The organism is Streptomyces sp. NEAU-YJ-81, assembly GCF_017592595.1.
Classification (GTDB): Bacteria; Actinomycetota; Actinomycetes; order Streptomycetales; family Streptomycetaceae; genus Streptomyces; species Streptomyces hygroscopicus_B.
This window is the reverse complement of the sequence record NZ_JAGFNO010000029.1, coordinates 16,021-38,838: the sequence shown is the minus strand read 5'-3', so window position 1 is coordinate 38,838 and position 22,818 is coordinate 16,021. Positions and strand designations below refer to the sequence as shown.

At 71.4% G+C, this 22,818-nt stretch carries 22 protein-coding genes; 10 read left to right on the top strand and 12 right to left on the bottom strand.

Translation table 11 applies throughout. From position 1 onward, the window contains the following. Nucleotides 1-51 precede the first annotated feature (51 nt). Nucleotides 52-1,017 (top strand): LLM class F420-dependent oxidoreductase, encoded by a 966-nt coding sequence (locus tag J5X86_RS39720; protein ID WP_208521507.1) that lies wholly within the window; start codon nucleotides 52-54, stop codon nucleotides 1,015-1,017. On the opposite strand, the gene J5X86_RS39715 is transcribed toward J5X86_RS39720, so the two are convergent. Beyond that, on the bottom strand, nucleotides 1,004-1,918 hold the full coding sequence (locus J5X86_RS39715; RefSeq protein ID WP_208521506.1) for a LysR family transcriptional regulator: 915 nt from the start codon (nucleotides 1,916-1,918) through the stop codon (nucleotides 1,004-1,006). The two genes, J5X86_RS39720 and J5X86_RS39715, sit on opposite strands and share 14 nt — an antisense overlap. Before the next feature lie 520 nt (nucleotides 1,919-2,438). Here J5X86_RS39715 and sfnG point away from each other — a divergent pair. From sfnG to J5X86_RS39695, 4 genes are all read left to right on the top strand, one after another. Continuing rightward, nucleotides 2,439-3,548 (top strand): dimethylsulfone monooxygenase SfnG, encoded by a 1,110-nt coding sequence (sfnG, locus tag J5X86_RS39710; RefSeq protein WP_208521505.1) that lies wholly within the window; start codon nucleotides 2,439-2,441, stop codon nucleotides 3,546-3,548. An 87-nt stretch (nucleotides 3,549-3,635) separates the two neighbouring features. Next, nucleotides 3,636-4,190: an NADPH-dependent FMN reductase gene (gene ssuE / locus J5X86_RS39705; protein ID WP_059144288.1), complete on the top strand. Its 555-nt coding sequence runs from the start codon at nucleotides 3,636-3,638 to the stop codon at nucleotides 4,188-4,190. 2 nt (nucleotides 4,191-4,192) lie between these two features. After that, nucleotides 4,193-5,392 (top strand): SfnB family sulfur acquisition oxidoreductase, encoded by a 1,200-nt coding sequence (locus tag J5X86_RS39700; protein ID WP_208521504.1) that lies wholly within the window; start codon nucleotides 4,193-4,195, stop codon nucleotides 5,390-5,392. A 30-nt stretch (nucleotides 5,393-5,422) separates the two neighbouring features. Next, nucleotides 5,423-6,583 carry an LLM class flavin-dependent oxidoreductase gene (locus J5X86_RS39695; RefSeq protein WP_208521503.1) on the top strand — a complete coding sequence of 387 codons (1,161 nt, stop codon included), beginning with the start codon at nucleotides 5,423-5,425 and terminating at the stop codon, nucleotides 6,581-6,583. A gap of 57 nt (nucleotides 6,584-6,640) precedes the next feature. Here J5X86_RS39695 and J5X86_RS39690 read toward each other — a convergent pair whose 3' ends face one another. After that, nucleotides 6,641-6,826, bottom strand: a complete 186-nt coding sequence (locus J5X86_RS39690) for a DUF397 domain-containing protein (protein WP_208521502.1) — start codon at nucleotides 6,824-6,826, stop codon at nucleotides 6,641-6,643. Continuing rightward, nucleotides 6,823-7,680 carry a helix-turn-helix transcriptional regulator gene (locus J5X86_RS39685; protein ID WP_208521501.1) on the bottom strand — a complete coding sequence of 286 codons (858 nt, stop codon included), beginning with the start codon at nucleotides 7,678-7,680 and terminating at the stop codon, nucleotides 6,823-6,825. Before J5X86_RS39685 ends, J5X86_RS39690 begins: the two co-directional genes overlap by 4 nt. Before the next feature lie 162 nt (nucleotides 7,681-7,842). Between J5X86_RS39685 and J5X86_RS39680 the strand changes: the two genes are divergently transcribed. Beyond that, on the top strand, nucleotides 7,843-8,298 hold the full coding sequence (locus J5X86_RS39680; protein ID WP_208521500.1) for an ATP-binding protein: 456 nt from the start codon (nucleotides 7,843-7,845) through the stop codon (nucleotides 8,296-8,298). Here the strand turns inward: J5X86_RS39680 and J5X86_RS39675 are convergent. From J5X86_RS39675 to J5X86_RS39635, 9 genes are all read right to left on the bottom strand, one after another. Next, nucleotides 8,287-8,841: a hypothetical protein gene (locus J5X86_RS39675; protein ID WP_208521499.1), complete on the bottom strand. Its 555-nt coding sequence runs from the start codon at nucleotides 8,839-8,841 to the stop codon at nucleotides 8,287-8,289. The genes J5X86_RS39680 and J5X86_RS39675 overlap by 12 nt on opposite strands. After that, on the bottom strand, nucleotides 8,838-10,031 hold the full coding sequence (locus J5X86_RS39670) for an ImmA/IrrE family metallo-endopeptidase (protein ID WP_208521498.1): 1,194 nt from the start codon (nucleotides 10,029-10,031) through the stop codon (nucleotides 8,838-8,840). The genes J5X86_RS39675 and J5X86_RS39670 overlap by 4 nt, the downstream gene beginning before the upstream one ends. A gap of 111 nt (nucleotides 10,032-10,142) precedes the next feature. Continuing rightward, nucleotides 10,143-12,428, bottom strand: coding sequence for a hypothetical protein (locus J5X86_RS39665; protein ID WP_308124856.1), 2,286 nt, complete (start codon nucleotides 12,426-12,428; stop codon nucleotides 10,143-10,145). A gap of 222 nt (nucleotides 12,429-12,650) precedes the next feature. Beyond that, on the bottom strand, nucleotides 12,651-13,508 hold the full coding sequence (locus J5X86_RS39660; protein ID WP_208521496.1) for an ABC transporter ATP-binding protein: 858 nt from the start codon (nucleotides 13,506-13,508) through the stop codon (nucleotides 12,651-12,653). Next, nucleotides 13,505-14,536, bottom strand: coding sequence for an ABC transporter ATP-binding protein (locus J5X86_RS39655; protein WP_208521495.1), 1,032 nt, complete (start codon nucleotides 14,534-14,536; stop codon nucleotides 13,505-13,507). The genes J5X86_RS39660 and J5X86_RS39655 overlap by 4 nt, the downstream gene beginning before the upstream one ends. 6 nt (nucleotides 14,537-14,542) lie before the next feature. Then, entirely contained in the window at nucleotides 14,543-15,394 is an 852-nt protein-coding gene (locus J5X86_RS39650) for an ABC transporter permease (protein WP_208521494.1), read from the bottom strand. Next, nucleotides 15,391-16,365: an ABC transporter permease gene (locus J5X86_RS39645; protein ID WP_078640097.1), complete on the bottom strand. Its 975-nt coding sequence runs from the start codon at nucleotides 16,363-16,365 to the stop codon at nucleotides 15,391-15,393. Before J5X86_RS39645 ends, J5X86_RS39650 begins: the two co-directional genes overlap by 4 nt. Nucleotides 16,366-16,369: 4 nt before the next feature. After that, a complete protein-coding gene (locus tag J5X86_RS39640; RefSeq protein ID WP_208521493.1) occupies nucleotides 16,370-18,019 on the bottom strand; it encodes an ABC transporter substrate-binding protein in 1,650 nt (549 codons plus the stop codon). A gap of 35 nt (nucleotides 18,020-18,054) precedes the next feature. Then, on the bottom strand, nucleotides 18,055-19,227 hold the full coding sequence (locus tag J5X86_RS39635) for a C45 family peptidase (RefSeq protein WP_208521492.1): 1,173 nt from the start codon (nucleotides 19,225-19,227) through the stop codon (nucleotides 18,055-18,057). Between the two features lie 121 nt (nucleotides 19,228-19,348). On the opposite strand from J5X86_RS39635, the gene J5X86_RS39630 reads away from it, so the two are divergent. From J5X86_RS39630 to J5X86_RS39615, 4 genes are read left to right on the top strand one after another with little or no spacing between them, the layout of a single operon-like run. Next, a complete protein-coding gene (locus J5X86_RS39630) occupies nucleotides 19,349-20,254 on the top strand; it encodes a MurR/RpiR family transcriptional regulator (RefSeq protein ID WP_208521491.1) in 906 nt (301 codons plus the stop codon). A 44-nt stretch (nucleotides 20,255-20,298) separates the two neighbouring features. Continuing rightward, nucleotides 20,299-21,162, top strand: a complete 864-nt coding sequence (locus J5X86_RS39625) for a polysaccharide deacetylase (RefSeq protein ID WP_208521490.1) — start codon at nucleotides 20,299-20,301, stop codon at nucleotides 21,160-21,162. Next, a complete protein-coding gene (locus J5X86_RS39620) occupies nucleotides 21,159-22,403 on the top strand; it encodes a polysaccharide deacetylase family protein (protein WP_208521489.1) in 1,245 nt (414 codons plus the stop codon). The genes J5X86_RS39625 and J5X86_RS39620 overlap by 4 nt, the downstream gene beginning before the upstream one ends. Continuing rightward, the gene (locus J5X86_RS39615) at nucleotides 22,400-22,813 is read left to right on the top strand and encodes an SAV_915 family protein (protein ID WP_208521488.1); all 414 of its coding nucleotides are present in this window, start codon (nucleotides 22,400-22,402) and stop codon (nucleotides 22,811-22,813) included. Before J5X86_RS39620 ends, J5X86_RS39615 begins: the two co-directional genes overlap by 4 nt. The last annotated feature ends 5 nt before the right edge of the window (nucleotides 22,814-22,818 follow it).

Here is a 22,818-nt window from a genome sequence, read left to right as displayed (position 1 = left end):
GACCAGCCGTTCGTCTCGTTTGGACGCCGGAAGGAGCGGTACTCGGGGGTCATGGCTCGATGGGGATACACGATGATGACCGAGCAGGCCGGACCACGTCAGCTCGTCGACGACGTGGTCCGGGCCGAGCAGGTCGGGTTCGACTTCTCGGTGACCTCCGACCACTACTTCCCGTGGCTGGACTCCCAGGGGCACGCCCCGTACGCCTGGAGCGTGCTGGGCGCCGCCGCGCAGGCCACCTCCTCGATCCCGCTGACGACGTATGTCACCTGCCCTACCGTGCGCTATCACCCGGCGGTGGTCGCGCAGAAGGCGGCGACGCTCCAGCTGCTGTCCGAGGGGCGGTTCCGGCTGGGGCTCGGGTCCGGCGAGAATCTGAACGAACATGTGGTCGGGCAGGGCTGGCCGTCGGCCGCTGTGCGGCACGAGATGCTGGAAGAGGCGATCGAGATCATCCGGGCGCTGTTCGGCGGCGGCTATGTCACGCACCACGGCACCCACTACGACGTCGACTCGGCGAAGCTGTGGGATCTGCCGGACCAGCCGCCGCCCATCGGCGTGGCCGTCTCCGGGCCGCGGTCCTGCCGGCTGGCCGGGCGGCTGGCCGACATCCTGATCGCCACGGAGCCCAAGCCCGAGCTGGTGGGGGACTTCGAGCGCAACGGCGGCGGCGGGAAGCCCCGGATCGGCCAGATCCCGGTCTGTTACGACCCCAACCGGGACGCGGCGATCGCCCGCGCCCATGACCAGTTCCGCTGGTTCGGGAGCGGCTGGAAGGTCAACTCGGAGCTGCCCGGGCCCGCCTCCTTCGCGGGCGCCACCCAGTTCGTCCGGCCCGACGACGTGGCCGCGTCCATTCCGTGCGGCGATGACGTCGAGGAGTTCACGGAGCTGATCCGGCCATTCGCCGACGCGGGCTTCACGGACGTCGCCCTCGTCCAGATCGGCGGTGACCACCAGCGGCCGTTCCTGGACTGGGCCGAGAAGCGGCTGCTGCCCGCGCTCAGGGAGCTGTAGGGGTCCCCGCGCGCCGTACGAAGAGCTGATGCAGATCGCGTACGGCGCGCGGGACGGAGCCCGAGCGGCGGCGCTGGATCACCAGCAGCACCTCGGTGGCCTCGCCGTCCGCGAGCGGCCGGTGGGTGATCGCGCCACCGCGCTCCAGGGGGTCGCCGATGACGCTGAAGTCGGGGAGCACGGTGACGCCGAGCCCCTCGGCCACCATGAGCTTGCCCATTTCGGCGCCGTCGGTGGAGTACGAGAAGGACGGGGTGCGCCCGGCCAGCAGCCGGTGGATGAAGCGGTGCATGAGATAGCCGGAACGCATCACGATCAGCGGCTCGCGCCCGTCCAGCAGATCCGCCGCGCTCACCACCGGCCGGGCGGCCAGCGGGCTGTCGGGGCGCAGACAGACCACCGGGCGGCCGCGCAGCAGCTCGGTGGTCTCGAGGTCGGGCGGGACGTCGTCCCCCCGTAGGTAGTTGACCAGGCCCAGGTCGACGCTGCCCTCCAGCAGCGCCCGGTGGATCTCGGTCTGCTGCGCGCCCACCACCTCGACCTGGGTCACCGGGTGGGTCGCGCGGAACTCCCGGACGGCCGGGATCAGCAGCGGGACCGTCGCGCTGTTGACCGTGCCCAGCCGGATCATCCGGCTGACGCGGTGCTGGTCACCGGCGGCGCCGCGCAGCCGGTCGACGGCCTCGATGACGGTGACGATATGCGGCAGCAACTCCCGTCCCTCCGCGCTGATCGTGGCGCCGGAGCGCTTGCGCTCCAACAGATCCACGCCGAGTTCGCGTTCGAGATTGCGTACGGTCTCGCTGAGCGCCGGCTGGGACAGATGCAGTTCCTCGGCGGCGCGGCGGAGTGAGCCGAGGCGGGTGACCGCGGCGATGTATTCGAGCTGTTCAATTCGCACACGGCGCACCATGCCCGCCCGATGCGCCCGCTTCAAGGGGATCCCTATCACGGTCTCATGAATACCGACTCACTCCCCGGCCCGCCTCCCGGGTAATCTCGAAGCGGGCGCCGCGGAATTCCGCGGCCCGGCCCCATGCGTCCGGGATATGGAATGGAGCCCGGGCCTTCTTGACCGGCAGGACTTCCCCCTGGTTGGATCGGTGACATGAAGCGACAGGACCTCACGCGGCGACGCCACGTCGACCTCGCGCGTGTCTCCAGCGCGTCCTGTTGCTGTCGGGCTTGACCTGACGCCGGGTCCGAGCGTGCCCTGAGGGATCGCCTCCGCTTCGCTCCCCGTCGCCTCCCATGATCGGGAAAGGCTTCTAGCCGCCGCCACCGAGAAAATGCGGCCGCGCTGTCCCGCCTTTGCGCTCATTCGCGCTGCCCGGTCTTTCCGCGCCCCGCCCCGGATGAATTCCGCTCGACGCCGGGGCGCCGATTCGCCATGCCCGTATTCGTTCCACCGGGAGTTCCCCATGCCCGCAGAACCCCTCCGTTTCGCCTATTGGGTGCCCAATGTCAGCGGCGGACTGGTCACCAGCACCATCGAGCAGCGCACCGACTGGGGCTACGACTACAACCGCGACCTGGCCGTGCTCGCCGAGAACAACGGCTTCGACTACGCCCTCAGCCAGGTCCGCTACATGGCCAGCTACGGCGCCGAGTACCAGCACGAGTCCACCAGTTTCAGCCTCGCGCTGCTGCTGGCCACCCAGCGGCTGAAGGTCATCGCCGCCGTCCACCCCGGGCTGTGGCACCCCGGCGTCCTGGCCAAGCTGGGCGCCACCGCCGATCAGCTCTCGGACGGGCGGTTCGCGGTGAACGTCGTCAGCGGCTGGTTCAAAGGCGAGTTCACCGCGCTGGGCGAGCCCTGGCTGGAGCACGACGAGCGCTACCGCCGCTCCGAGGAGTTCATCCGGGCGCTGCGCGCGATCTGGACCGAGGACCACGCCGAACTGGCCGGGGACTTCTACCGGATCCGGGACTTCTCCCTCAAGCCCAAGCCGCTGAGCAGCCCCGGGCGCCCGCATCCGGAGATCTTCCAGGGCGGCAACTCCACCGCCGCCCGGGCCATGGCGGGCCGGGTCTCGGACTGGTACTTCAGCAACGGCAAGGACTTCGACGGCGTCACCGAGCAGATCGGGGACGTCCGCGCCGCCGCCGCCACCGTCGGCCGCCCCGCGCCCGGCTTCGCCCTCAACGCCTTCCTCATCGCCCGCGACACCGAGGCCGAGGCCCGCGAGACCCTCCGCGAGATCGTCGCCAAGGCCGACACCGAGGCCGTGGACGGTTTCCGCGGCGCCGTCCAGCAGGCGGGCCGGTCCACCGCCGACGGCAAGGGCATGTGGCAGGACTCGTCCTTCGAGGACCTGGTCCAGTACAACGACGGCTTCCGTACGGGGCTGATCGGCACCCCCGAGCAGATCGCCGAGCGCATCGTCGCCTACAAGCGGCTCGGCGTCGATCTCTTCCTCCTGGGCTTCCTGCACTACCTGGAGGAGGTCGAGTACTTCGGCAAGCGGGTGCTGCCGCTGGTCCGCGAGCTGGAGGCGGAGCTGCCGGAGCCCGTGCCCGCGCTTTCCTAACGCCGCCGCCGTTCGCGCCGCCGCTCCCGTCGCCGTTCCCACCGGCGCCCGATCCCACCGCCTCGACCGCATCACGAAGGGTTGCTCATGGCCACCGTCCTGTCCCTCTCCGGCTCCCCCTCCGCCACCTCCCGCACCGCCCGGCTGCTGCGCCATCTGGACGCCCGGCTGACCGCCCAGGGCCATCAGGTGGTCCCGCTCGATGTCCGTACCCTTCCCGCCGCGGCGCTGCTCGGCGCGGACTTCTCGCACCCGGCCATCGTCCGGGCCAAGGCGCTGGTCGAGCAGGCGGACGGGCTCGTCGTGGGAACACCGGTCTACAAGGCCGCCTACTCCGGGCTGCTGAAGTCCCTGCTGGATCTGCTGCCGCAGTACGCGCTCGCGGGCAAGACCGTGCTGCCGCTGGCCACCGGTGGCACCACCGCCCATGTGCTGGCCATCGACTACGCGCTGCGGCCGGTGCTCTCCTCCATGGGCGCGGCCCATATCGTCCAGGGCTGGTTCACCCTGGACAAGGACATCACGGTGGAGCCGGACGGCGGGGTGAGCGTGGCGGCCGGGGCCGCCGAAGCGCTGGAGCAGGTCGTCGACCAGTTCTCGGCGGCGCTCGGCCACACCACCGTACTGGCCGCGGCGAGCTGACCATGTCGTCCCTGCCCGAGCCCGCCCATGTCATCGCCGATGACACCGAGGCGCTGAAGGTGGCCGCGGCACTGGCCGAGGAGTTCCGTACCGGCGCCGCCGAGCGCGATGCGCGGCGCCGGCTGCCGCGTGCCGAACTGGACCGGCTGTCCGCGTCCGGGCTGCCGGCGATCACCGTACCGGCGGAGAACGGCGGCGCGGACGTGTCCGCCGTGACCCTCGCCGAGGTGTTCCGGCTGCTCGCCGCCGCCGACGCCAGCCTCGCCCAGATCCCGCAGAGCCACTTCGTGTACGTCAATGTGCTGCGCCGTCAGGGCACCAAGGCGCAGCAGGCGTTCTTCTTCGGCGAAGTGCTGGCGGGGAAGCGGTTCGGCAACGCCCAGTCGGAGGCGGGCACCCGGCATATCCAGGACATCCGCACCCGCCTCGCCCCGGCCGCCGACGGCTCGTACACCCTGACCGGTGTCAAGCACTACTCCACCGGCGCGCTGTTCGCCGACTGGATCCCGGTGCTGGCCCGGGCGGAGGACGACGACCTGCACGTGGCCTATGTCCCGCGGGACGCGCCCGGTCTGACCGTCGTGGACGACTGGGACGGCATGGGCCAGCGCACGACCGCGAGCGGCACCGTCCGGCTGGCGGCCGTGCCCGTCCCGGCGGACCGGGTCGTACCGCACCACCTCACCTTTCGCGGGCCCCAACTGCACGGCGCCATCGCGCAGTTGCTGCACGCGGCCATCGACGCGGGGATCGCCTCGGGGGCGCTGGCGGAGGCGGTGACCTTCGTCCGCACCAAGAGCCGCCCCTGGTTCGAGAGCGGCTTCGAGACCGCCACCGAGGATCCGCTGCTCATCCAGCGCTTCGGCGAGCTGGCCCTCCAGGTCCGGGGCGCCGAGGCCCTGCTGTCCGCCGCCGCCCGGGCCGTGGACACCGCCCGTGGCCACCTCGACGAGGACACCGCCGCCGAGGCGTCGATCGCGGTGGCCGCGGCGAAGGTGGCGGCGGCCACCGCGGCGGTGGAGACGGGCAGTTCGCTGTTCGAGGTCTCCGGCACCCGCTCGGCCCTGGACGCCCTGGGCCTGCACCGCCACTGGCGGGACGCCCGTACGCACACCCTGCACGACCCGGCCCGCTGGAAGGTCCAGCACATCGGCCGCTATGTGCTGAACGGCACGAAACCACCCCGCCACGGCCTCCTCTAGCCCCCGCTCACCCCTGAACGGAGTCGCACCATGTCCCTCACCTTCCACTGGTTCCTGCCCACCAACGGCGACAGCCGCCATGTCGTCGGCGGTGGCCATGGCACCCCCGTCACCTCGGCCGGTGGGGACCGCCCGCCGTCCGTCGGCTACCTCTCCCAGATCGCCCGCGCTGCCGAACACCTCGGCTTCGAAGGCGCTCTCACCCCGACCGGCGCCTGGTGCGAGGACGCCTGGCTGACCACCGCGATGGTCAGTCAGCACACCGAGCGGCTGAAGTTCCTGGTGGCCTTCCGGCCCGGCTTCCTCTCGCCCACCTTCGCCGCCCAGATGGCCTCCACCTACCAGCGGCAGACCGGCGGGCGGCTGATGCTCAACGTGGTCACCGGCGGCGAGAGCCATGAGCAGCGCGCCTACGGCGACTTCCTCGACAAGGACGCCCGCTACGCCCGCACCGGCGAGTTCCTGGGCATCGTCCGCGACCTGTGGGACGGCAAGACCGTCGATGCCACCGGCGAACACCTCCACGTCGAGGGCGCCAAGCTGGCCCGGCTCCCCGACCCGCTCCCGCAGGTCTACTTCGGCGGCTCCTCCCCCGCCGCGGGCCAGGTCGCCGCCCGCCACTCCGACGTCTACCTCACCTGGGGCGAACCCCCCGCCGAGGTCGCCAAGAAGATCGCCTGGATCCGCTCCCTCGCCGCCGAACAGGGCCGGACGATCCGCTTCGGCATCCGGCTGCATGTCATCACCCGCGACACCGCCGAACAGGCATGGGCCGAGGCACGCCGACTGCTCGACGGCTTCGACCCGGAAACCGTGCGCTCCATCCAGACCGGCCTCGGCCGCAGCGAGTCCGAGGGCCAGCAGCGCATGCTCGCCCTGCACGGCGGCAGCCTGGACAACCTCGAGATCTACCCCAACCTCTGGGCCGGTGTCGGTCTGGTCCGCGGCGGCGCGGGCACGGCCCTGGTGGGCAGCCACGCCGAGGTCGCCGAGCGGATCGCCGAATACCACCGCCTCGGCATCGACGAGTTCATCCTGTCCGGCTATCCGCACCTGGAGGAGGCGTACTGGTTCGGCGAGGGCGTCCTGCCCCTGCTGCGGCGGCAGGGCCTGTGGTCCCACCCGTTCCAGCCCGCCGCTTCCGAACAGCCCACCGCCCAGGTCCCCTTCGCGGCGGCGGGGAGTTCCTGATGTCCCGGTGACGTCGGGTGGCGTGCCCGCGGTCGAGTCCGCGGGCGCGCCTCCGGCTCAGCCGTGTGCGGCGAACCGGATGAACTGCGCCCAGCCGTCACGGCTGACGGCAAGACCGGGACGCGCCGTGTCCTTGGAGTCCCGTACGTGGACGGCCCCTTCGGTGACGGCGACCTCCACGCAGTCGTCATTCTGGGCGCTGCTGTAGCTGGACTTGAACCAATCGCGTTCAGGCGTGCTCATAGCGCTCCTCGCATCCGCTCAAGCAGGCCCCTGGAATCCTTTGGAGAGAGGGCCTGCGAGCGCAGTCTGGCATAGCGCATCTCGATCCTGCACACCTCTTTCGGGTCAGCGATCAGGCGGCCGTTCTGCTGCCCTTCGGAGTACGCGAAGCGCCGCCTTTCCGGCGTCTCCACCAGCCGAACAGGCCCGGCAAGGCACGCGTGCTGTTCACAGTTCGCCGGCATGATCTGAAGTGTCACGTTGCGCAAGGAGGCGAGCTCAAAAATGAGGTCGAGCAGTTCACGGGTCACCTCGACTCCGCCAAGTCGGCGCATGAAGACGGCTTCCTCAACGATGAAGTCAAACGTGGCGTTGGGCCTTTCGTAGAGCAAGCGCTGCCGCTCCACACGTGCGGTGACCAGTTCCTCCAGCTCACGGTCGGTCAGTGGGGGGATGTCATTCTCGTAGAGGGCCCGCACATACCCCTCCGACTGCAACAACCCCGGCACCAGCCGACACTCATACGTGCACAGGCTCACCGCCACCCGCTCCAGCCGCGCCCACCGCCGGAACCACGCCGCGAGCCCCGGCTCGCCGCGCGACAGATGCCGGGCCGCCTTCCGCAGTGCGCCCGTATTGCCCAGGACCTCCTCCGCCCGCTCCACGAACGACTCGTCCGGCATGCGCCGCCCCAGCTCCACCGACGCCACGGTGTGCTTCGAGAACCGGACCAGCTCCCCGAACTGAGCCCGGCTCAGGCCCGCGTGCTCGCGCAGGGCCTGGACCACGGCCCCGAAGGTCCGCAGACTGTCGGAGGGGTCGGGCTCCCGTTCCCAGTCACCGTCCCCGGCCACACAGGTGTTGTCGGTCGTCATACGCGGACACCTCCAGGTGCGTACGTGCGAGGGCCCCCGCGCTCGACTCACCCAGGGTGACGGATCAACGGGTGTACCGTCCACCGAACGCGCATGTACGCTGACGCTGCGTACGCGGCGCGGTGCTGGCCAAGGTCGACGATCAGCCGCCACCGTGGCCCCATGAACGCAAGCACGCCCCAACTCCCCGCCACGAACTGGACCTTTACCCAACGCCTGTCCTCCACGCGGCGCGGGGCCCGGCTGGCCCGGCTGCTCGTCGTGGAGCAGCTCCGCGTCTGGCCCGTGTCACCCGACGTCGCCGACCGCGCCGTGGCGATCATCGCCGAGCTGAGCGCCAACGCGGCGCTGCACGGGCGCGTACCGGGCCGCGACTTCCGGCTCGGCCTCGTCCTCGACGACGCGGCGGAAACCCTCCGCATCGAGGTCACCGACACACGGGGCGAGCGGCAGCCCACCCTCCAGCCGACCGCTCCTCCCCCGGACCGTGAAACCGGGCGTGGCCTGTTGCTGGTGGACGCGCTCGCCGACCGATGGGGCACCGAGCCGCACCATCCGGTGGCCAAGACGGTGTGGGCGGAGCTGGACTCGCGCCCCGGCTGCCGGTCAGTGCCGTAGGTCCTCCGGCCGCGCGGGTATGCCCCGCAGGTGACGACCCTGCTCCGTCATGGCCTGTAAGAGGCGGTGCCCTTCGTACGCCACGACCAACTCCTCGGCCACGGCCACCCGGACGATGTCCACGGTGTCCAGAACCGTGATCCCCTTGCGTCGGGCGAAGCGGCCGGCCTCCCCGTCGTCGGTGATCCAGACCGAGCCGGCGAATTCCGGCCGGTTCTGGATCAGCGTCAGGGTCTCCGCCTCGCCGAGGTGCTGGAGGGGGCGCGCCGGGTCACCGGCGAAGACCAACCGCCGTAAGCGGTCAACGAGTTCGGTCTCGTGCGGGTCGTCGATCTCGATCGGCTCGCCGAGCCAGCCCCCGGCGAGGACCATGCGGAGCCGGGGCAGGTGGCGCGCCGAGCGTGTGGCCTCGTAGGCGACGGCCTGGGTCCAGCGGCCCCGGCTGTCGAGGACCTTTTCCAGGAGGCTCAGCCGGTCGACGGCCGCGAAGTTGCACAGGACCGTATTGTCGGGGAACCACCAGGTGCGTTTCGTGGCCGTCATGGCTGGAAGATCAGGTCGCCCTTCTCCGCGTCCGCGGCGGGAACGGTGGCCGCGGGCTGCTCGGGGTCCAGGGCGTCGTGCAAGGCGTTCGGGTCCATGCCGAAGTAGGCCGCGAGCGGGCGCAATGTGGTGTCACCTGCCAGATAGCCCTCGTAGAGACCACGGGCGGGGGCCAGCGGGAGGCGTCTGGCTTGGGCGGCGGCAACGCGCTTCTCATGGAGGTCCGCGCGCTGGGCCAACAGGTGGCACATCTCGGTGGTCACACCGCGCAGGCGGTTCCTGTCGTGGGGGGTGACCAGGCCGAGCTGGTGCAGGCGGGCGGCGAGCGCGCTCGGAGAGACCTTGAATCGGACGACCAGAGACCGGAAGGCGTCATCGGACACCCCGGAGTCAGCCGACTCGGTGCCCACTTCGGCATGGATCTCTGCCTGCGGCATCAGGAAGTTCGCGGCGAAGACATTGGCACGGATCTCCGTGTGGTCCTTCTGCCTGCCGGGAGCCAGGTGGGGCTCGGTGCGCATCTCCTGTGCGTCGCGGGCCAGGATGTGGCCGAGTTCATGGGCCAGGGTGAAGCGCTGCCGGGTCCACACCCCCGTGCGCGCCAGCAGCACCAGCCGGAAGTGATCCGTCTGCCAGGCCGCCCCGTCGAGGCCCCGTGGGAGATCCGTCTGTGCCACATCGATCCCGAAGTGCTCTTCGAGAGCATGGGCGAGGTCGGAGGTCTCGCATGCGGCCACTGATGTCACTCCGCGAGCGGAAAGCGCCGTCAAGGCATCCAGGGCCAGCGCTTCCCCCTGGTCGACATACTGCTCCAGGTCCGCCTTGGGACGGGGCAGGGCAGGAAGCGAGCGGGATCGGCCCATCAGGTCGAGCACGTCGTACGCGGTGGTGAACCGGTGGACGAGCTCCTTCAGGGCGAGACCGGAGTCGGAATCGGAGTCGGAGAAGGGACTACTGGCGCGTGCCGCGAAGGCAGGACGCTGCGGCTCGCGACCGGTCAGCAGCCAGTCCACCGTGGTCTGGCCCAGCTCCGCGATGCGGGCCAGGTCGAGCGAGGTGAAACGGCGCCTGCCGCTCAGTGACTTGGACAGCTTGTCGGGGGTGAGCCCGACGCGCTCCGCGAACGCGGCCTGCTGGAGGGAGGCTGCACTCATGACCTTGCGCACACGGTCGGTCACCGTCTCGTTCATAAGGACAGGCTAACCAGGTCTTGCGAAAATCGCAATCGATGAGATGAGCGCACGGCGCACCCCCGCCGGGCAGGGGTGCGCTCATCCTTTCGTTCGGGCGGCGGCCACGGTTCAGTCCGGCAGCCCCCACGGCTTGGCGTCGCCGACGGCCGGGACGTCGCGCGGGGCCGGGTCCGGGCGGTGGCCCCGGGGGGTGATGAGGGCCGTCGCGTCGCGGGCCAGGAGGATCTCGATGCGGCCGGGGCCGGTCGTGCGGTAGCGGAGGGGGCGGCCCCGGGGGTCGCGGACGTCGATCGGGCCGGGGATGCCGTGGTGCAGGACGAGCGGGGCACCGGCCTCGCTGTGGACGCGTATCCAGCGGGTGCGCCCGGCCGAGCGGTCGGCGTCCACGAGGAAGGCGCCCTGGGTGCGCAGTGCCTGGACCGAGAGGTCGGGCCAGCGGCGGGAGACGGAGGGGAAGACCCGCAGGACGCCGTTGTGGCTCTGGACGGCCATCTCGAGGATCGACTGGGCGGCGGTCAGGGGGCTTTCGGTGGCGAGGTTGCCGCCCTCGACGTACATGGTGTTCGGGGTGATCCAGGCGTTCTTGATCAGGTTGCCGTCGGTGAGGAAGGTGAGGAAGTCCAGGGCCTCCTCGGGCCGTTCCATGCGCGAGGCCATGGAGGAGGCGACGGCGTAGCTGTAACCGGCCCACAGGCTGCGGTCCTTGACCCAGTGGTCGAAGGTGGTCCGCATGATGTCCCGCTCGGCCGGACGGTCCCAGTCCAGCTCGTGCAGCGGGTAGAGCCAGAGCATATGGGAGAAGTGGCGGTGGGACTCGGTGAGCGGCTTCTCGGCGCCGATCATGATGCCGGTGGCATCGCGGGGGTAGGCCACGAGGCGGTCGAGGATCTCGCGCCAGCGCCGGGCGCGGGGGTGGTCGGTGCGGAGGATGCGCAGGCAGTCCAGGAGGGTGGCGCAGCCCCAGCGGAGCAGGGCGAGGTCGTAGGTGCAGTCCTCGGCGTCCGCCCACTCCGGTGAGCGGGTCAGCGGCAGATGCAGTTTCCCGTCGCCGCCCTCGTAGAGGAAGTGGTCGTAGAAGTTCACCGCCTTGGCCAGGATCGGGTAGAGGACGTCGCGCACGATGCGGATGTCCATGGTGTGGCGGTAGCTGAGCCAGACGTTGTGCATGGCCCAGATGAGATTGCCGTTGTTGTCGGTCTTGGTGGCGGTGCCGGGGATGCCGACGGTCTTGTCGCCGGGGCGCAGCAGCCAGTCGGAGGGGTGAGCGAGGGCGTAGGTGTCGCCGTCCCGGTACTCCGGTGGGACGGACAGCGGCAGATTCTTCTCGAACTCCTTGAAGGTGGAGGTGACGGAGTCGAGTTCGAGGTGGTTGGAGCCCTGGACCAGCCAGGTGGCGATCTGGACGTTGAGGTTCCACCAGACCGCGGTCCAACTGCCGCCGGTCTCCGGGTACCACGGCCCCCATTCGGACATCGAGGGCCCGTCGGCGCGGGTGGCGCAGGCGACCTTGTAGAGCTGGATCCAGTAGAAGCTCTGCAGGCGCTTGTCGGGTACGGAGACCAGGCTGTGCTGGTAGAAGCGGTGCCACCAGGCGCGGTGGGAGCGCACCAGGTCGTCGGGGTCGGTGGCCAGGGTCCGGGCCACCTCGGCGACGGCCAGTTGGGTGGTGTGCGACAGGTCCTCGGGGTGGCGGTAGACGATATGGGCGGCCAGCAGCCTGCCGGTGCCCACGCGCCGCTCCCGCCAGGCGGTGGTCCAGCCGCCGCCCGCGATCAGCGGCTGCTCCACATAGTGGGTGTCGCCCGCGGAGCCGGTGCGGGGGTCGGGGTTGCCCGTGTAGTCGGCGGGCTTGTCCTTGGTCCGGGGTGAGGCCGCGGGCATCCAGGTGAACGACCAGGCCGCGGCCTCCTCACCGGCGCTCGGCCGGGTGGAGATCAGCAGCGCGCTACGGGCGTTGTGCACCAGCATCGTGAAGCGGACGCTGCCCCGGGTGGTGGTGACGGTGCCGCGCAGCTCGGCGTCCCAGAGGTCGAGCGTCCAGTCGACACCGGTCACCTCTCCGGCGAGGGTGAGGTCGAAGTGGCCGATGGGCAGGCGGGAGAAGCCGTACGGGGCGCGCCACTGGGGGCGCTGGTCCTGTACCTGGGTGTGGCTGAGCATGACCTTCACGGAGCCCGGCGTCTCGCCCTTGTACACCACCGCGCCGAGCAGGCCGTTGGCCAGGAAGGGGCCGTCCTTCCAGTCGCCCGGCATCCGCCGCCACCGCGGGGCGGCGGCCCTGACCATGCGTTCGGGCAGGGCCGCCGCCCCGCCGGACACCTGGGGAGCGGCCCAGGCGGTGCCCGATCCGGCCAGCCAGCCCCCGGCGCCGACCACGGCGGCTGTGCCGATCACACCTCTGCGAGAGATCCCGTTCCCTGTTGGCGCGGTCACGTATGTGCCTCCCATATCCGGTGGTGAACTACCGGAATGGTGCAGGGCACATGGGCACCTGGGAATACCTCCGACGTATGGAAATTGGGCGGGCTACGTATTCCCAGGTGAGGCGGGCTCAGCTCCTCACATTGAGCCATCGAGGGCCAGAGTGAGCCGATGTCTCGCCATCGACGGTCGCGGTCACAGCTCGGCGAGTTCCGCCCGCAGCCGTACCGTCTCCGCCGGATCCCAGCCGTCGTGCGGCACCGACGACAGCAGGAGCCGGGTGTACGGATCCGCCGGGGTGTCCAGCACCCGGGCCGTCGGGCCCGTCTCGACCGCACGGCCGCGCCGCATCACCAGCGTGTCGTCCGTGATGTGGCGTACGACGGCCAGGTCATGGCTGACGAACACCAGGGCCACGCCGGTCTCCCGGCGGATGTCGGCGAGCAGCCGGAGGATCTGCGCCTGGATGGACACGTCCAGCGCCGCCACCGCCTCGTCCAGGACCAGCACCTCCGGCTCCACGGCGAGCGCGCGGGCGATGGCCAGCCGCTGGCGCTGCCCGCCCGACAGGCCCCGCGGGCGGGCGTCGCCCTCCCGCTTGCCCAGGCCCACCTGGTCGAGCAGCTCGGCGATCCGGTCCGTGGCGGCCTGCCCCTCGTACCGGCCGTGCAGCCGCAGGGCGGTGCGCAGACACTGACGCGCGGTCAGGCGCGGGTCGAGCGATACATACGGGTCCTGGAAGACGATCTGGATCTCGCGGGCGCGGCCCAGCCGGGCCGCCCTGCGCGCGCCCGGTCCGAGCGGCATTGCGCCGCTTCGCCGCCCGGGCGTGCGCTCCCGCCCGTTCACCGTGATCGTCCCCGCGTCGGGGCGCACCAGGTCGACCAGGATCCGGGCCACCGTGGTCTTGCCGGAGCCGGACTCCCCGACGATGCCCAGCGAGCCGCCGGCCGGCACGGAGAACGACACATCGTCCACGGCCGTCGTCCGGCCACCGCCCGGGAGCGCATAGCTCTTGCGCAGCCCCTGTACGACGAGTGCGGGCTCGGTCATGTGCTGCTCCTCGATACGAGTTCCAGTCGGCGGCAGGCCGCGGAGCCGCCGTCCGCGGAGCCGCCCTCCTCCGGTCCGTCGCCGTCGCCGCCACCGCCGCCGAACGGGACCGCCACCGGCGCCCAGGTCTCGCACTCCGCCTCGGCCCGTGCGCAGCGCGGGAGGAAGGGGCAGCCGGTGAAGGCGTCGGACAGGGACGGCGGGCGGCCGGGGATGGGGCGCGGTTCGCGGTCGTCCTCCAGGGTGGGCGAGCATTCCAGCAGGCCGCGGGTGTAGGGATGCCTGGGGTCGGCGAACAGCCCGTGGGCGGGCTGGTGTTCCACCACGCGGCCCGCGTACATCACGTACACGCGGTCGCAGTAGGCCGCCGCGAGCGGCAGATCGTGGGTGATGAAGAGCGTGCCGAGACCGCTGCCGTCCTGCCGCCGCTCCTCCTGGATGCCCCGCAGCAGGGCCAGGACCTCCGCCTGGGTGGTCGCGTCCAGCGCGCTCGTCGCCTCGTCGGCGAGGAGGAGGTCGGGGCCGGTGGACAGGGCGGCGGCGATCACGACCCGTTGCAGCATGCCGCCGGACAGCTCATGCGGGCGCTGGCGCATCCGGCGCTCCGGGTCGGGCAGGCCCACCGAGGCCAGCAGCTCGGTCGCCTTCGCCACCGCGGCGCGGCGGGAGAGGCCCAGGACCCGGGTGAGCGGGTCGGTGAGGAAGTCGCCGATCCGGCGGACCGGGTTCATCGCCGAGCGCGGGTCCTGGAAGATCATGGAGACGGTGCGGGAGCGGTGCCGGCGCAGCCGGGCCGGGTCCATGGCGAGCACGTCCTCGCCGTCCACCCGCACCGAGCCGGAGGTCCGCGCCCCGTCGGGGAGCATGCGCAGCACCGCCCGGGCCGTCGTGGACTTGCCGGAGCCGGACTCGCCGACCAGGCCGACCACTTCACCCCTGCCGACCCTCAGCGACACCTCGGCGAGCATGGGCCGGGCGGCGGCGCCTTCCGGCAGCCGGATGGTGAGATCCTCGATGTCCAGCAGCATGGCCGCCTACCTCCCCTTGCCCAGCCGGTCCGAGACCCAGACCCCGACGATGTTGAAGGCCACCACGACGGCGGCGATGGCCGCGCCCGGTACGAGGGCCGGCAGCAGCGCCTCCTGCACCACGGCGTCCTGCCCCTCCTGCACCATCAGCCCCCAGTCGATCGAGGGCGATCCGGCGCCGAAGCCCAGATAGCTGAGGGTGGCCAGGCTCATCAGCCCCTCGCCGAAGAGCACCACGAGATAGCCGACGAGGGCACCGGCCAGATTGGGCACGAGGTGGCGTACGCAGATCCGGGTCCCGCTCATGCCCTGGACCCGGTAGGCGTCGATATACGGCTGGGACCGCTCGGCGAGGGCGAGACTGCGGGTGTAGCGCGCGATGGTGGGCGCGTAGGCGAGTCCCAGGGCGACGATCGACGTGGTGAGGCCGTCGCCGAAGACCGCGATCACCAGGACGACGAAGAGCAGGCCCGGGAAGGCGTACATCACATCGGTCACCCGCGACAGCAGGGTGTCCACCCAGCCGCCGCGCCACGCCGCGACCGTTCCTATGGTGACGCCGAGCAGCGCGGCCAGCGCGAGCAGGGCCAGGGGTGCCAGCAGGCTGGACCGGGCGCCGTACAGGACCCGGGAGAGCAGGTCCTGTCCCGAGGCGTCGGTGCCCAGCGGATGCTCGGAGGTGGTCCCCGCGAGCGAGGCGGACAGGTCGACCGCGTCGGGCGCGTGCGGGGCGATCAGGGGAGCGCATACCGCCGCCAGCACGACCAGGGCGAGGAAGCCGCCCGCGATCATCACTTGTATCGGCCGTCGGGTCCGTACCCGCACCGGGATCAGGGCCCCGGCAGTCACCGTCGTCATGCGGTCTTTCCTTCCGGCTTGCGTCCCGGCGTCCCGCCCGGCGCGACCCGGGGGTCGATCAGCGGATGGACCAGGTCGACCAGGGTGGTCACCACGACATAGCCGATGACCATCAGCAGCAGCACCGCCTGGGTGACCGGGAAGTCGTGGGTGGTGATGGCGCTCACCAGCAGTGAGCCGACGCCGCTGAGGCCGAAGGCGGTCTCGACCACCACCGTTCCGGCGAGCATGCCCGCCATGACGAGCCCGCACATGGTGACGATCGGGCCGAGCGCGTTGCGCAGCACATGGCGGACGACGATCTGGCGCTCCGTCTGTCCGGAGGCGCGGGCGGCCTCCACATGGTCGGAGGCGTACGCCTCGGCCATCGCCTGCCGGGTGACCCGGCTGATCACGGCGAGCGCGCTCAGGGCCAGCGCGAAGGCGGGCAGCGTCAGATGGTGCAGCCGGCCGGTGAGTCCCTCGCCCTGGCCGGTCACCGGGAACCAGCCCAGCCGCACCCCGAACAGGGAGACCAGCGCGATGGCCGCGACGAAGGCCGGGACCGAGGCGGCGAGCGTGGTGCCGCCGACGACGGCCGAGTCCACCCAGCCGCGGCGCAGCGCCGCCAGCACCCCGGAGCCGACGCCCAGCACCACGAAGAACACCGTGGCGTAGGCGACGAGTTCCAGGGTGGTCGGCAGCCGGGCGCCGATCAGGTCGGCCACATGGTCGCGGTACTGGAACGACCGGCCCAGGTCACCCTGGAGACCGTCCCACAGCCAGCGGCCGTACTGGACGACGAGCGGATCGTCGAGGTGGTGCTCCGCGCGGACCGCCGCGAGCTTCTCCGGGGTGAGTTCCTGTCGGCTGCCGGAGAGGAGGACGGCGGGGTCCCCGGGGGCCGCGTAGACGGCGGCGAAGATGACGAACGAGGCGGCGAGCAGCGTGGCGAGCAGGCCGGCGATCCGCCGCGGCAGTCCGCGGATCATGGTGTCAGCCCTTCTTCGTGCCGAGGTCGGCGGCCCACGGGTAGTACATCGACACCATGGACGCCGGCGGGCCGGTGTACTTGTCGCCGAGCACCATCACCGAGGGCACCTGCACCAGCGGGATCCACACCGCGTCGTCGGCGAACTTCTTCTGCGCGTCGATGACGAGCTCCGCGCGCTCACGGTCGTCGATGGTCTGCTGGGCCTTGCCGACGAGGGCGTCATAGCCCTTGTCCGAATAGCCGAGCCAGTTGTTGGCGTTGCCGGTTATGCCGTTGTCGTAGAAGCCCGCCGGGTCGGCCTTGGAGATGTACCAGTCGACCGGGATCAGGTCGAAGCCGTCCCGGGACTTCGGGTCGGAGAAGAACTCGTCGTAACGGCTCGACGCGATCGTCTTGACGGTCACCTTCAGCCCGATCTTCTGGGCCGCGCCGCGCACCGCGTTGGTGATGACGGTCTGGCTCTCGCTGCCGTCGCTGGAGACGATGATCGGCTCGCCGGGCGCCCCGGCCTGCTCGACCAGCTTCTTCGCCCGCGCGATGTCGTCCGACGAGGGTGAGGCGGTGTAGGCGCCGTTGTGCTCCAGGTCCTTCTGCGCCTTTTGGAAGGCGGCCTTCTCATAGCCCCACGCCCCGGGGCCCACGGGGGTCGCCCAGGGCTCGGCGAGGCCGTTGAAGCCGGACTTGGCGATGCCCTTACGGTCCATGGCCAGCGACAGCGCCTTGCGCAGCCGGGCGTCCTTCAGCGCACCGCCCTTGGTGGGGCTGAGCGACCAGGCGGTGGTGCTCTGTCCGTAGTAGGCGCGGATGCCCTTCTTCTTGGACAGGACGGCGGCCGGGCCGGTGGCCGTCAGATAGGCGCCGTCGGCGGCGCCCGTGGAGACGGAGTTGACCAGTGCGCTGCCGGAGGCCCAGCGGAAGACGACCTCCTTGGTCAGCGGGCGGACGCTCTTGTCCCAGTAGTCCGCGTAACGCTCGATGGTGAGGGCGGAGCCGGAGTTCCAGCTCTTCAGCCGGTACGGTCCGGTGCAGGCGTCGGGGTGGCCGGGGGTGCCGAAGTCGTCGCCCTGCTTCTCGACCGCCTTGCGTTCCATGATGATCCCGGCGTCACCGGCCAGGGCCTTGGTGAACAGGGCGCTCGGCTTCTTGAAGGTGACGGTGACCTCGGACGGGCCGGTCTTGGCGATCGTGTCGACGTCCTCGTACTCGTCCGACTCGTTCATCTCCGGCCGGGCGTGCCGCTTGAGGCTCCACACCACGTCGTCGGCGGTCATCTTGGCGCCGTCGTGGAAGGTGACGTCGTCGCGGAGGGTGAGGACGAGCTTCTTGTCGCCGGTGTACTCGGCCTTCTTCGCCAGCCGCGGTGTGGTGGTCATGTCGGGCCGGAGCAGGAGCAGCCGTTCGCAGATGTTGGCCATCACGGTGCGGGTGCTGCTGCCGCCCTGGGCGTCCATGTCCAGGGAGGCGGGTTCCTGTTCCACGAGCCAGTTCACCGTGGTGGCCGCGCCGGTGGCCTTGGGAGTGGTGTCGGTGAGCTTGAGCTTGGCGGGATCCACGGTCGCGCCGCCGGACCCGGAGGTCGCCCCGGAGCACCCGGCGGTGAACAGCAGGGCGCCCAGGAGGCCGACTGCGGTGGTACAGAGCTTGGTTCTCATGGCAGGCTCTCTGGTCGTTCGGACGTGAAGTCGCGTCAGTTGGGGGCGTGCGGACCGTCGTAGAGGTTCCAGGGCAGGTGCTGGTATTCGTGGTCGCAGGGAGTGCCCGGGGTCACGTGGTAATCGCCGGTGGTCAGGTCCACGCAGGAGGACAGCAGCGTCGCCCACCACTTGACCTCGGGCTGCCGGGTGTCGGGGTGGGTGCACAGCCCCTCGGGGTGGCCGAGGTGGTCGGACATGGCCTGGTGGATCAGCTTGCGGGACTCGTCCGGCGCGGTGGCCTCACGGAGCCGGCGCAGACCGGCCTCGGCCCGGGGCACCCGGATCAGCGAATCGGAGGACTCGGGGCGGTAGCGGGCCGCGAGCTGGACGGGGACGGTGGTCTGGTAGTGGTTGCCGTGGACGAGCAGACCCTCGGTGGGATACATCCAGCCGTGTGCGCCCGGAGTGGTCTCCAGGTCGAGGGCGAAGCCTTCGCGGCAGGTCAGCAGGGCGTTGCTGGCGATGTGGCCGCGGGTGCGGCACAGCACGTCGACCGCCTCGCTGATCGACTCGCTGTCCAGGACACGGCGGCGGATCACGGTCTGGGGCAACCCGATGGCGTCGTCGAAACGGCCGCCGAGACCGTTGGCGTTGAGGGCGACGCCCGCGGAGTTGGCGCCCTGGCGGCCGATCTGCCCGGCCTCCACCTGCATGATCACGGTGGGGTGCGGGGGCTGGACGATCCGGAGCATCATGACGGTGTCCGCGACGCCCGCCCGCCAGTCCCAGTTCTGGCCGCAGTAGACATGGCCGTCACCGCTCGCCTCCCCCAGCACGGCGAAGGACGTGCAGCCGTCGGTCACCTCCCGGTCCTCGGTGACGTCCGCCGGGGCGTCCGCCCGGGCGCGCATCCGGGCGAAGGTCTGGTCGTAGATGATCTCGCCGCGGGCGTTCAGCGCGAGCACGTCCAGGAGCCCGACCCCCGCCCCGTCGGCGATCCCGCTCATCTCCTCGACGAGTTCGGGGGCGTACGCGCGCACCGGCTCCAGCCAGCGCTCGGCGCGCGCGGTGACCTGGTCCCAGGTCAGCCCGGACGATTCGCCGAACGCCTGCTCGTAGTAGGCGAGCGCCGCGCCGATTCTTCCGCGCGCCGCCTCGCCGTACTGGCGGCCGCGCTCGGCCGGCGGGCCGGAGATCTCGACGATGGGGAGGGTGGCGGCTGTCATGGCACTCCTGTGTTCTGAGGCCCGGACCCACGAGGGGCTGTAATGTTTGTTTCAGAAATCAGCGTTCTTGGAACGATGAGCCCAGATAGTAATGTCCGTCACAGGGAAGTCAATAGCTGTAATGAGCGAACCGAAAAACGTTACCGGGGCGACACGGCTGGCCTCCGCGGTCCGGGACATGTGGGGTGAGCTGTCCGCTTCCGAGCGGGTGGTGGCCCAGTACCTGGTGAGCGCCCCACCGGAGAATCTGCTCTTCGCGAGCGCACAGGAGCTGGGCGCGGCCAGCGGCACCAGCAACGCCACCGTCGTCCGCGCCCTGCAGCGCCTCGGCTACGCCGGCCTGCCCGCGCTCAAGCGGGAACTGGCCGCCGGCTTCACCTCCGCGACCGCCCCCGAGGAGCGGCTCAAGCAGCGCATCGCCCGCGTCGGCCGCCACGACCTGGACCAGGTCAAGGACCGGGTCTTCGACGAGGCCGCGGAGCGTCTCGACCAGTGCCGCCGCCTGCTGGAGACGGATGTGCTCAAGCAAGCGGTGCAACTGCTGGCGGACGCGCGCGAGGTGGTCGCCTACGGCGTCGGCGCCTCGGAACTCGCCGCCCGGCATCTGGTGCTGAAGCTGCGCCGGGCCGGCCGCCGGGCGCGCTTCATCGGCGCCACCGGCTTCACCATGGCCGACGAACTGCTGAGCCTCGGCCGCGGCGACGCCGTGGTGATCCTCCATCCCGGCCGCCGGCTGCGGGAGTTCACCGTGCTCACCGACCGGGCCCGGGCCGTCGGCGCGGGCGTCGTACTGGTCACCGACGTCCCCACGGGCCCCCTGGCCACCCACGCCGATGTGGTGATCAGCGCCCCGCACACGCCCACCGGCATCACCGCCGAATCCCTGGCGGGCATCGTCGTCATGGACACCCTCGTACTGGCCCTCGCCTCGCTGGACGAGCCCCGGGCCGTCGAAGCCTCCCATCAACTCACCGTACTGCGCGGCCAGTTGATCGACCGGGCCGAGCCCCGGCCACGCAAGAGCTGACCGCCCGGGCCGGACCCCGCGACCCTCGAGGATCGGAAGACGCCATGCACCGCGAACCGCCGCCCGTCTGGCCGGACGGGGCCCGCTGCGCCGTCATGCTCAGCTTCGACGTGGACGGCCCCACCCTGTGGCTCGACGACCGCGCCACCGGGCGATGCGACGACGCGCGGGCCTTCTCCATCGGTGCCTACGGCCCCTGGAGGGGCACCCCGCGCCTGCTGGATCTGCTGGAGGACCGCGGGCTGCCCGCCACCTTCTTCGTCCCGGGCAAGATCGTCGAACAGTGGCCCGCCCTGGTGAAGGACATCGCCGCCTCCGGTCATGAGATCGGCCATCACGGCTGGCTGCACGAGACCTTCTTCGACCACCCCCGCGCGGCCCAGCGCGACATCATCGAGCGCAGCCAGGACCAACTGGAACGCACGGCCGGGGTACGCGCGGTGGGGTTCCGCAGCCCCAGCGGCGACATCGCCGCCGACACCCCGTCGCTCCTGGAGGAGCTGGGCTTCTCCTACTCCAGCTCCATGCGCGGCGACGACCGGCCCTACCGCTGGGAGATCGACGGCCGCAGCACGGACCTGATCGAGATCCCCGCCCACTGGGAGCTGGACGACTACCAGCAGTTCGTCTACAACGAATCCCCGCCCGAGCCCCCCGGCCTGGACCGGATCGCCGGCACCCTCGCCACCTTCGACAACTGGCGCCGCGAGTTCGACGGCTACCACCGCTGGGGCCTGTGCTACGTCCTGATGCTGCACCCCCAGGTCATCGGCAAACCCCAGCGAGTACGCGCCCTGGAGCGCCTGCTGGACCACATCGGGCGCACGGGCGACGTGTGGTTCGCCACGGGCGCCCAGATCGCCGACTGGTGGCGGTCGCGCGCGGAGCCCCCGAGGAGCGTGGCATGACGAGGACGGACCCGCCCACCCCCGGGGCGCACCCGCCCACCCCCGGGGCGCACCCGGCCACCCCCGGGACGCATCCGCCCACCCCCGGCAGCGGCACCACCGTCGGCACTGGTGCCCGGCGGCGGCAGCCGCGCCCGCGGTGGCCGGAGGGCGCCCGTTGCGCGGTGGCGCTGACCTTCACCCTGGACGCCGAGCTGTTCTGGCTCCGGCTGCACCCGTCCGCCAGGCACCGGCCCAAGACCCTCTCGCTGGGGACGTACGGGATCCGCCGGGGCGTGCCGCGGCTGCTGGAGCTGCTGGACGAATACGCCCTCCCCGCCACCTGGTTCGTCCCCGAGCGCACCGCCCTGCACCATCCCGACGCGGTCCGGCGGATCGCCGCCGCCGGCCATGAGATCGCCGCCGCGGCGCCTCCCGTCCCCGGGGAAACACCGACCGCAAGCGTCCGGGAGACGTGGTCGCGCACCGCCGATCTGCTGGAGTCGGTGGCCGGTGTCCGGCCGACCGGGCTGCGCGCCGCGCCCGGCGTGCTGGGCGACGGGCACGCCGCGCTCCTCGACGAGCTGGGGTTCGGGTGGTCCTCCTCCACACACGGCGACGACCGCCCCCATCGGCTGTGGTCCGCGGGGCGGCCCACACCGGTGGTGGAGCTGCCGTGGCTGTGGGAGTACGCCGACCACCCGTACTTCCTCTACAACGGCGGGCCGGTGGCGTTTCCGCCCGGCGAGTCCCGCATCGCGGCCTACGGGGACGTCCTGGCGGACTGGAAGGACTCGTTCGACGCCTTCCGGGACCACGGCCTGTGCTGGATACCGGCCCTCGACCCGCAGTCCATCGGCAAGCCGGCGGGCGCTGATGCTCGAGGAACTGCTGGAGCACATCCGCGGACACGACGACGTGTGGTTCGCCACGGGAACACAGGTGGCCGAGCACTGGCGGCGGACCGCAGGTCAGGGAACGGAACCGGGGCCGGAGCCGGAAGGCCACCCGCAGCGGGTGAGGGCCGCGTGGCGCTCCTCCTCGCCGCCGCCAACGGGGCCATGACGATGAGGAGGGGTGCGGTCATGGCCGCGTGCGCGGGTGGCCGCCGCCAGCATCGCGTCAAGACTTCCCGTCCTCGCGTCAGCGTCGCGTCAGGGACGGCCTCCCTCCGCAAGGCGCGGGACTTACCGTCCTGTCCGGGCCCCGGTCCGCTGTCCGGTTCCAGGGCCTTCCCCGCTCCCCCTGGAGGCACATCATGACCAACCGTCTGTACGGAGACGACCCCGAGCCCGACGAACCCGTCCCGGCCGGACGCGTCCTGTACGTCCCCGTCCGGCCGGGACCCGCCGGCTGCGCCGTACGCATCTTCCGTACCCCCCATGGCGGCCGTACCGCTGTCGGCTTCTCCACCCGGCGCAAGCTGACCGCCGTCCTCGGCGCCCGGCAGCCGTGGATCCGGCTCGGCGAACCGGCGCTGCGCGCCCTCACCGAACCGCTCGGCGCCACCTCGCTCACCGTGGACCCGCGGCTCGCGGTCCGCGATGTCGCACCGCCGGCGCCGGAGCGCCGCGACGACACCAGGCTCGCACGGCGCCCGCAGACCGTCGGCGCCCTGCGGGTGGCGGGGGCCGCGGCCCTCGTCGGGTTCCTCGGCGTGTGGCTCGGTTGAGGGAG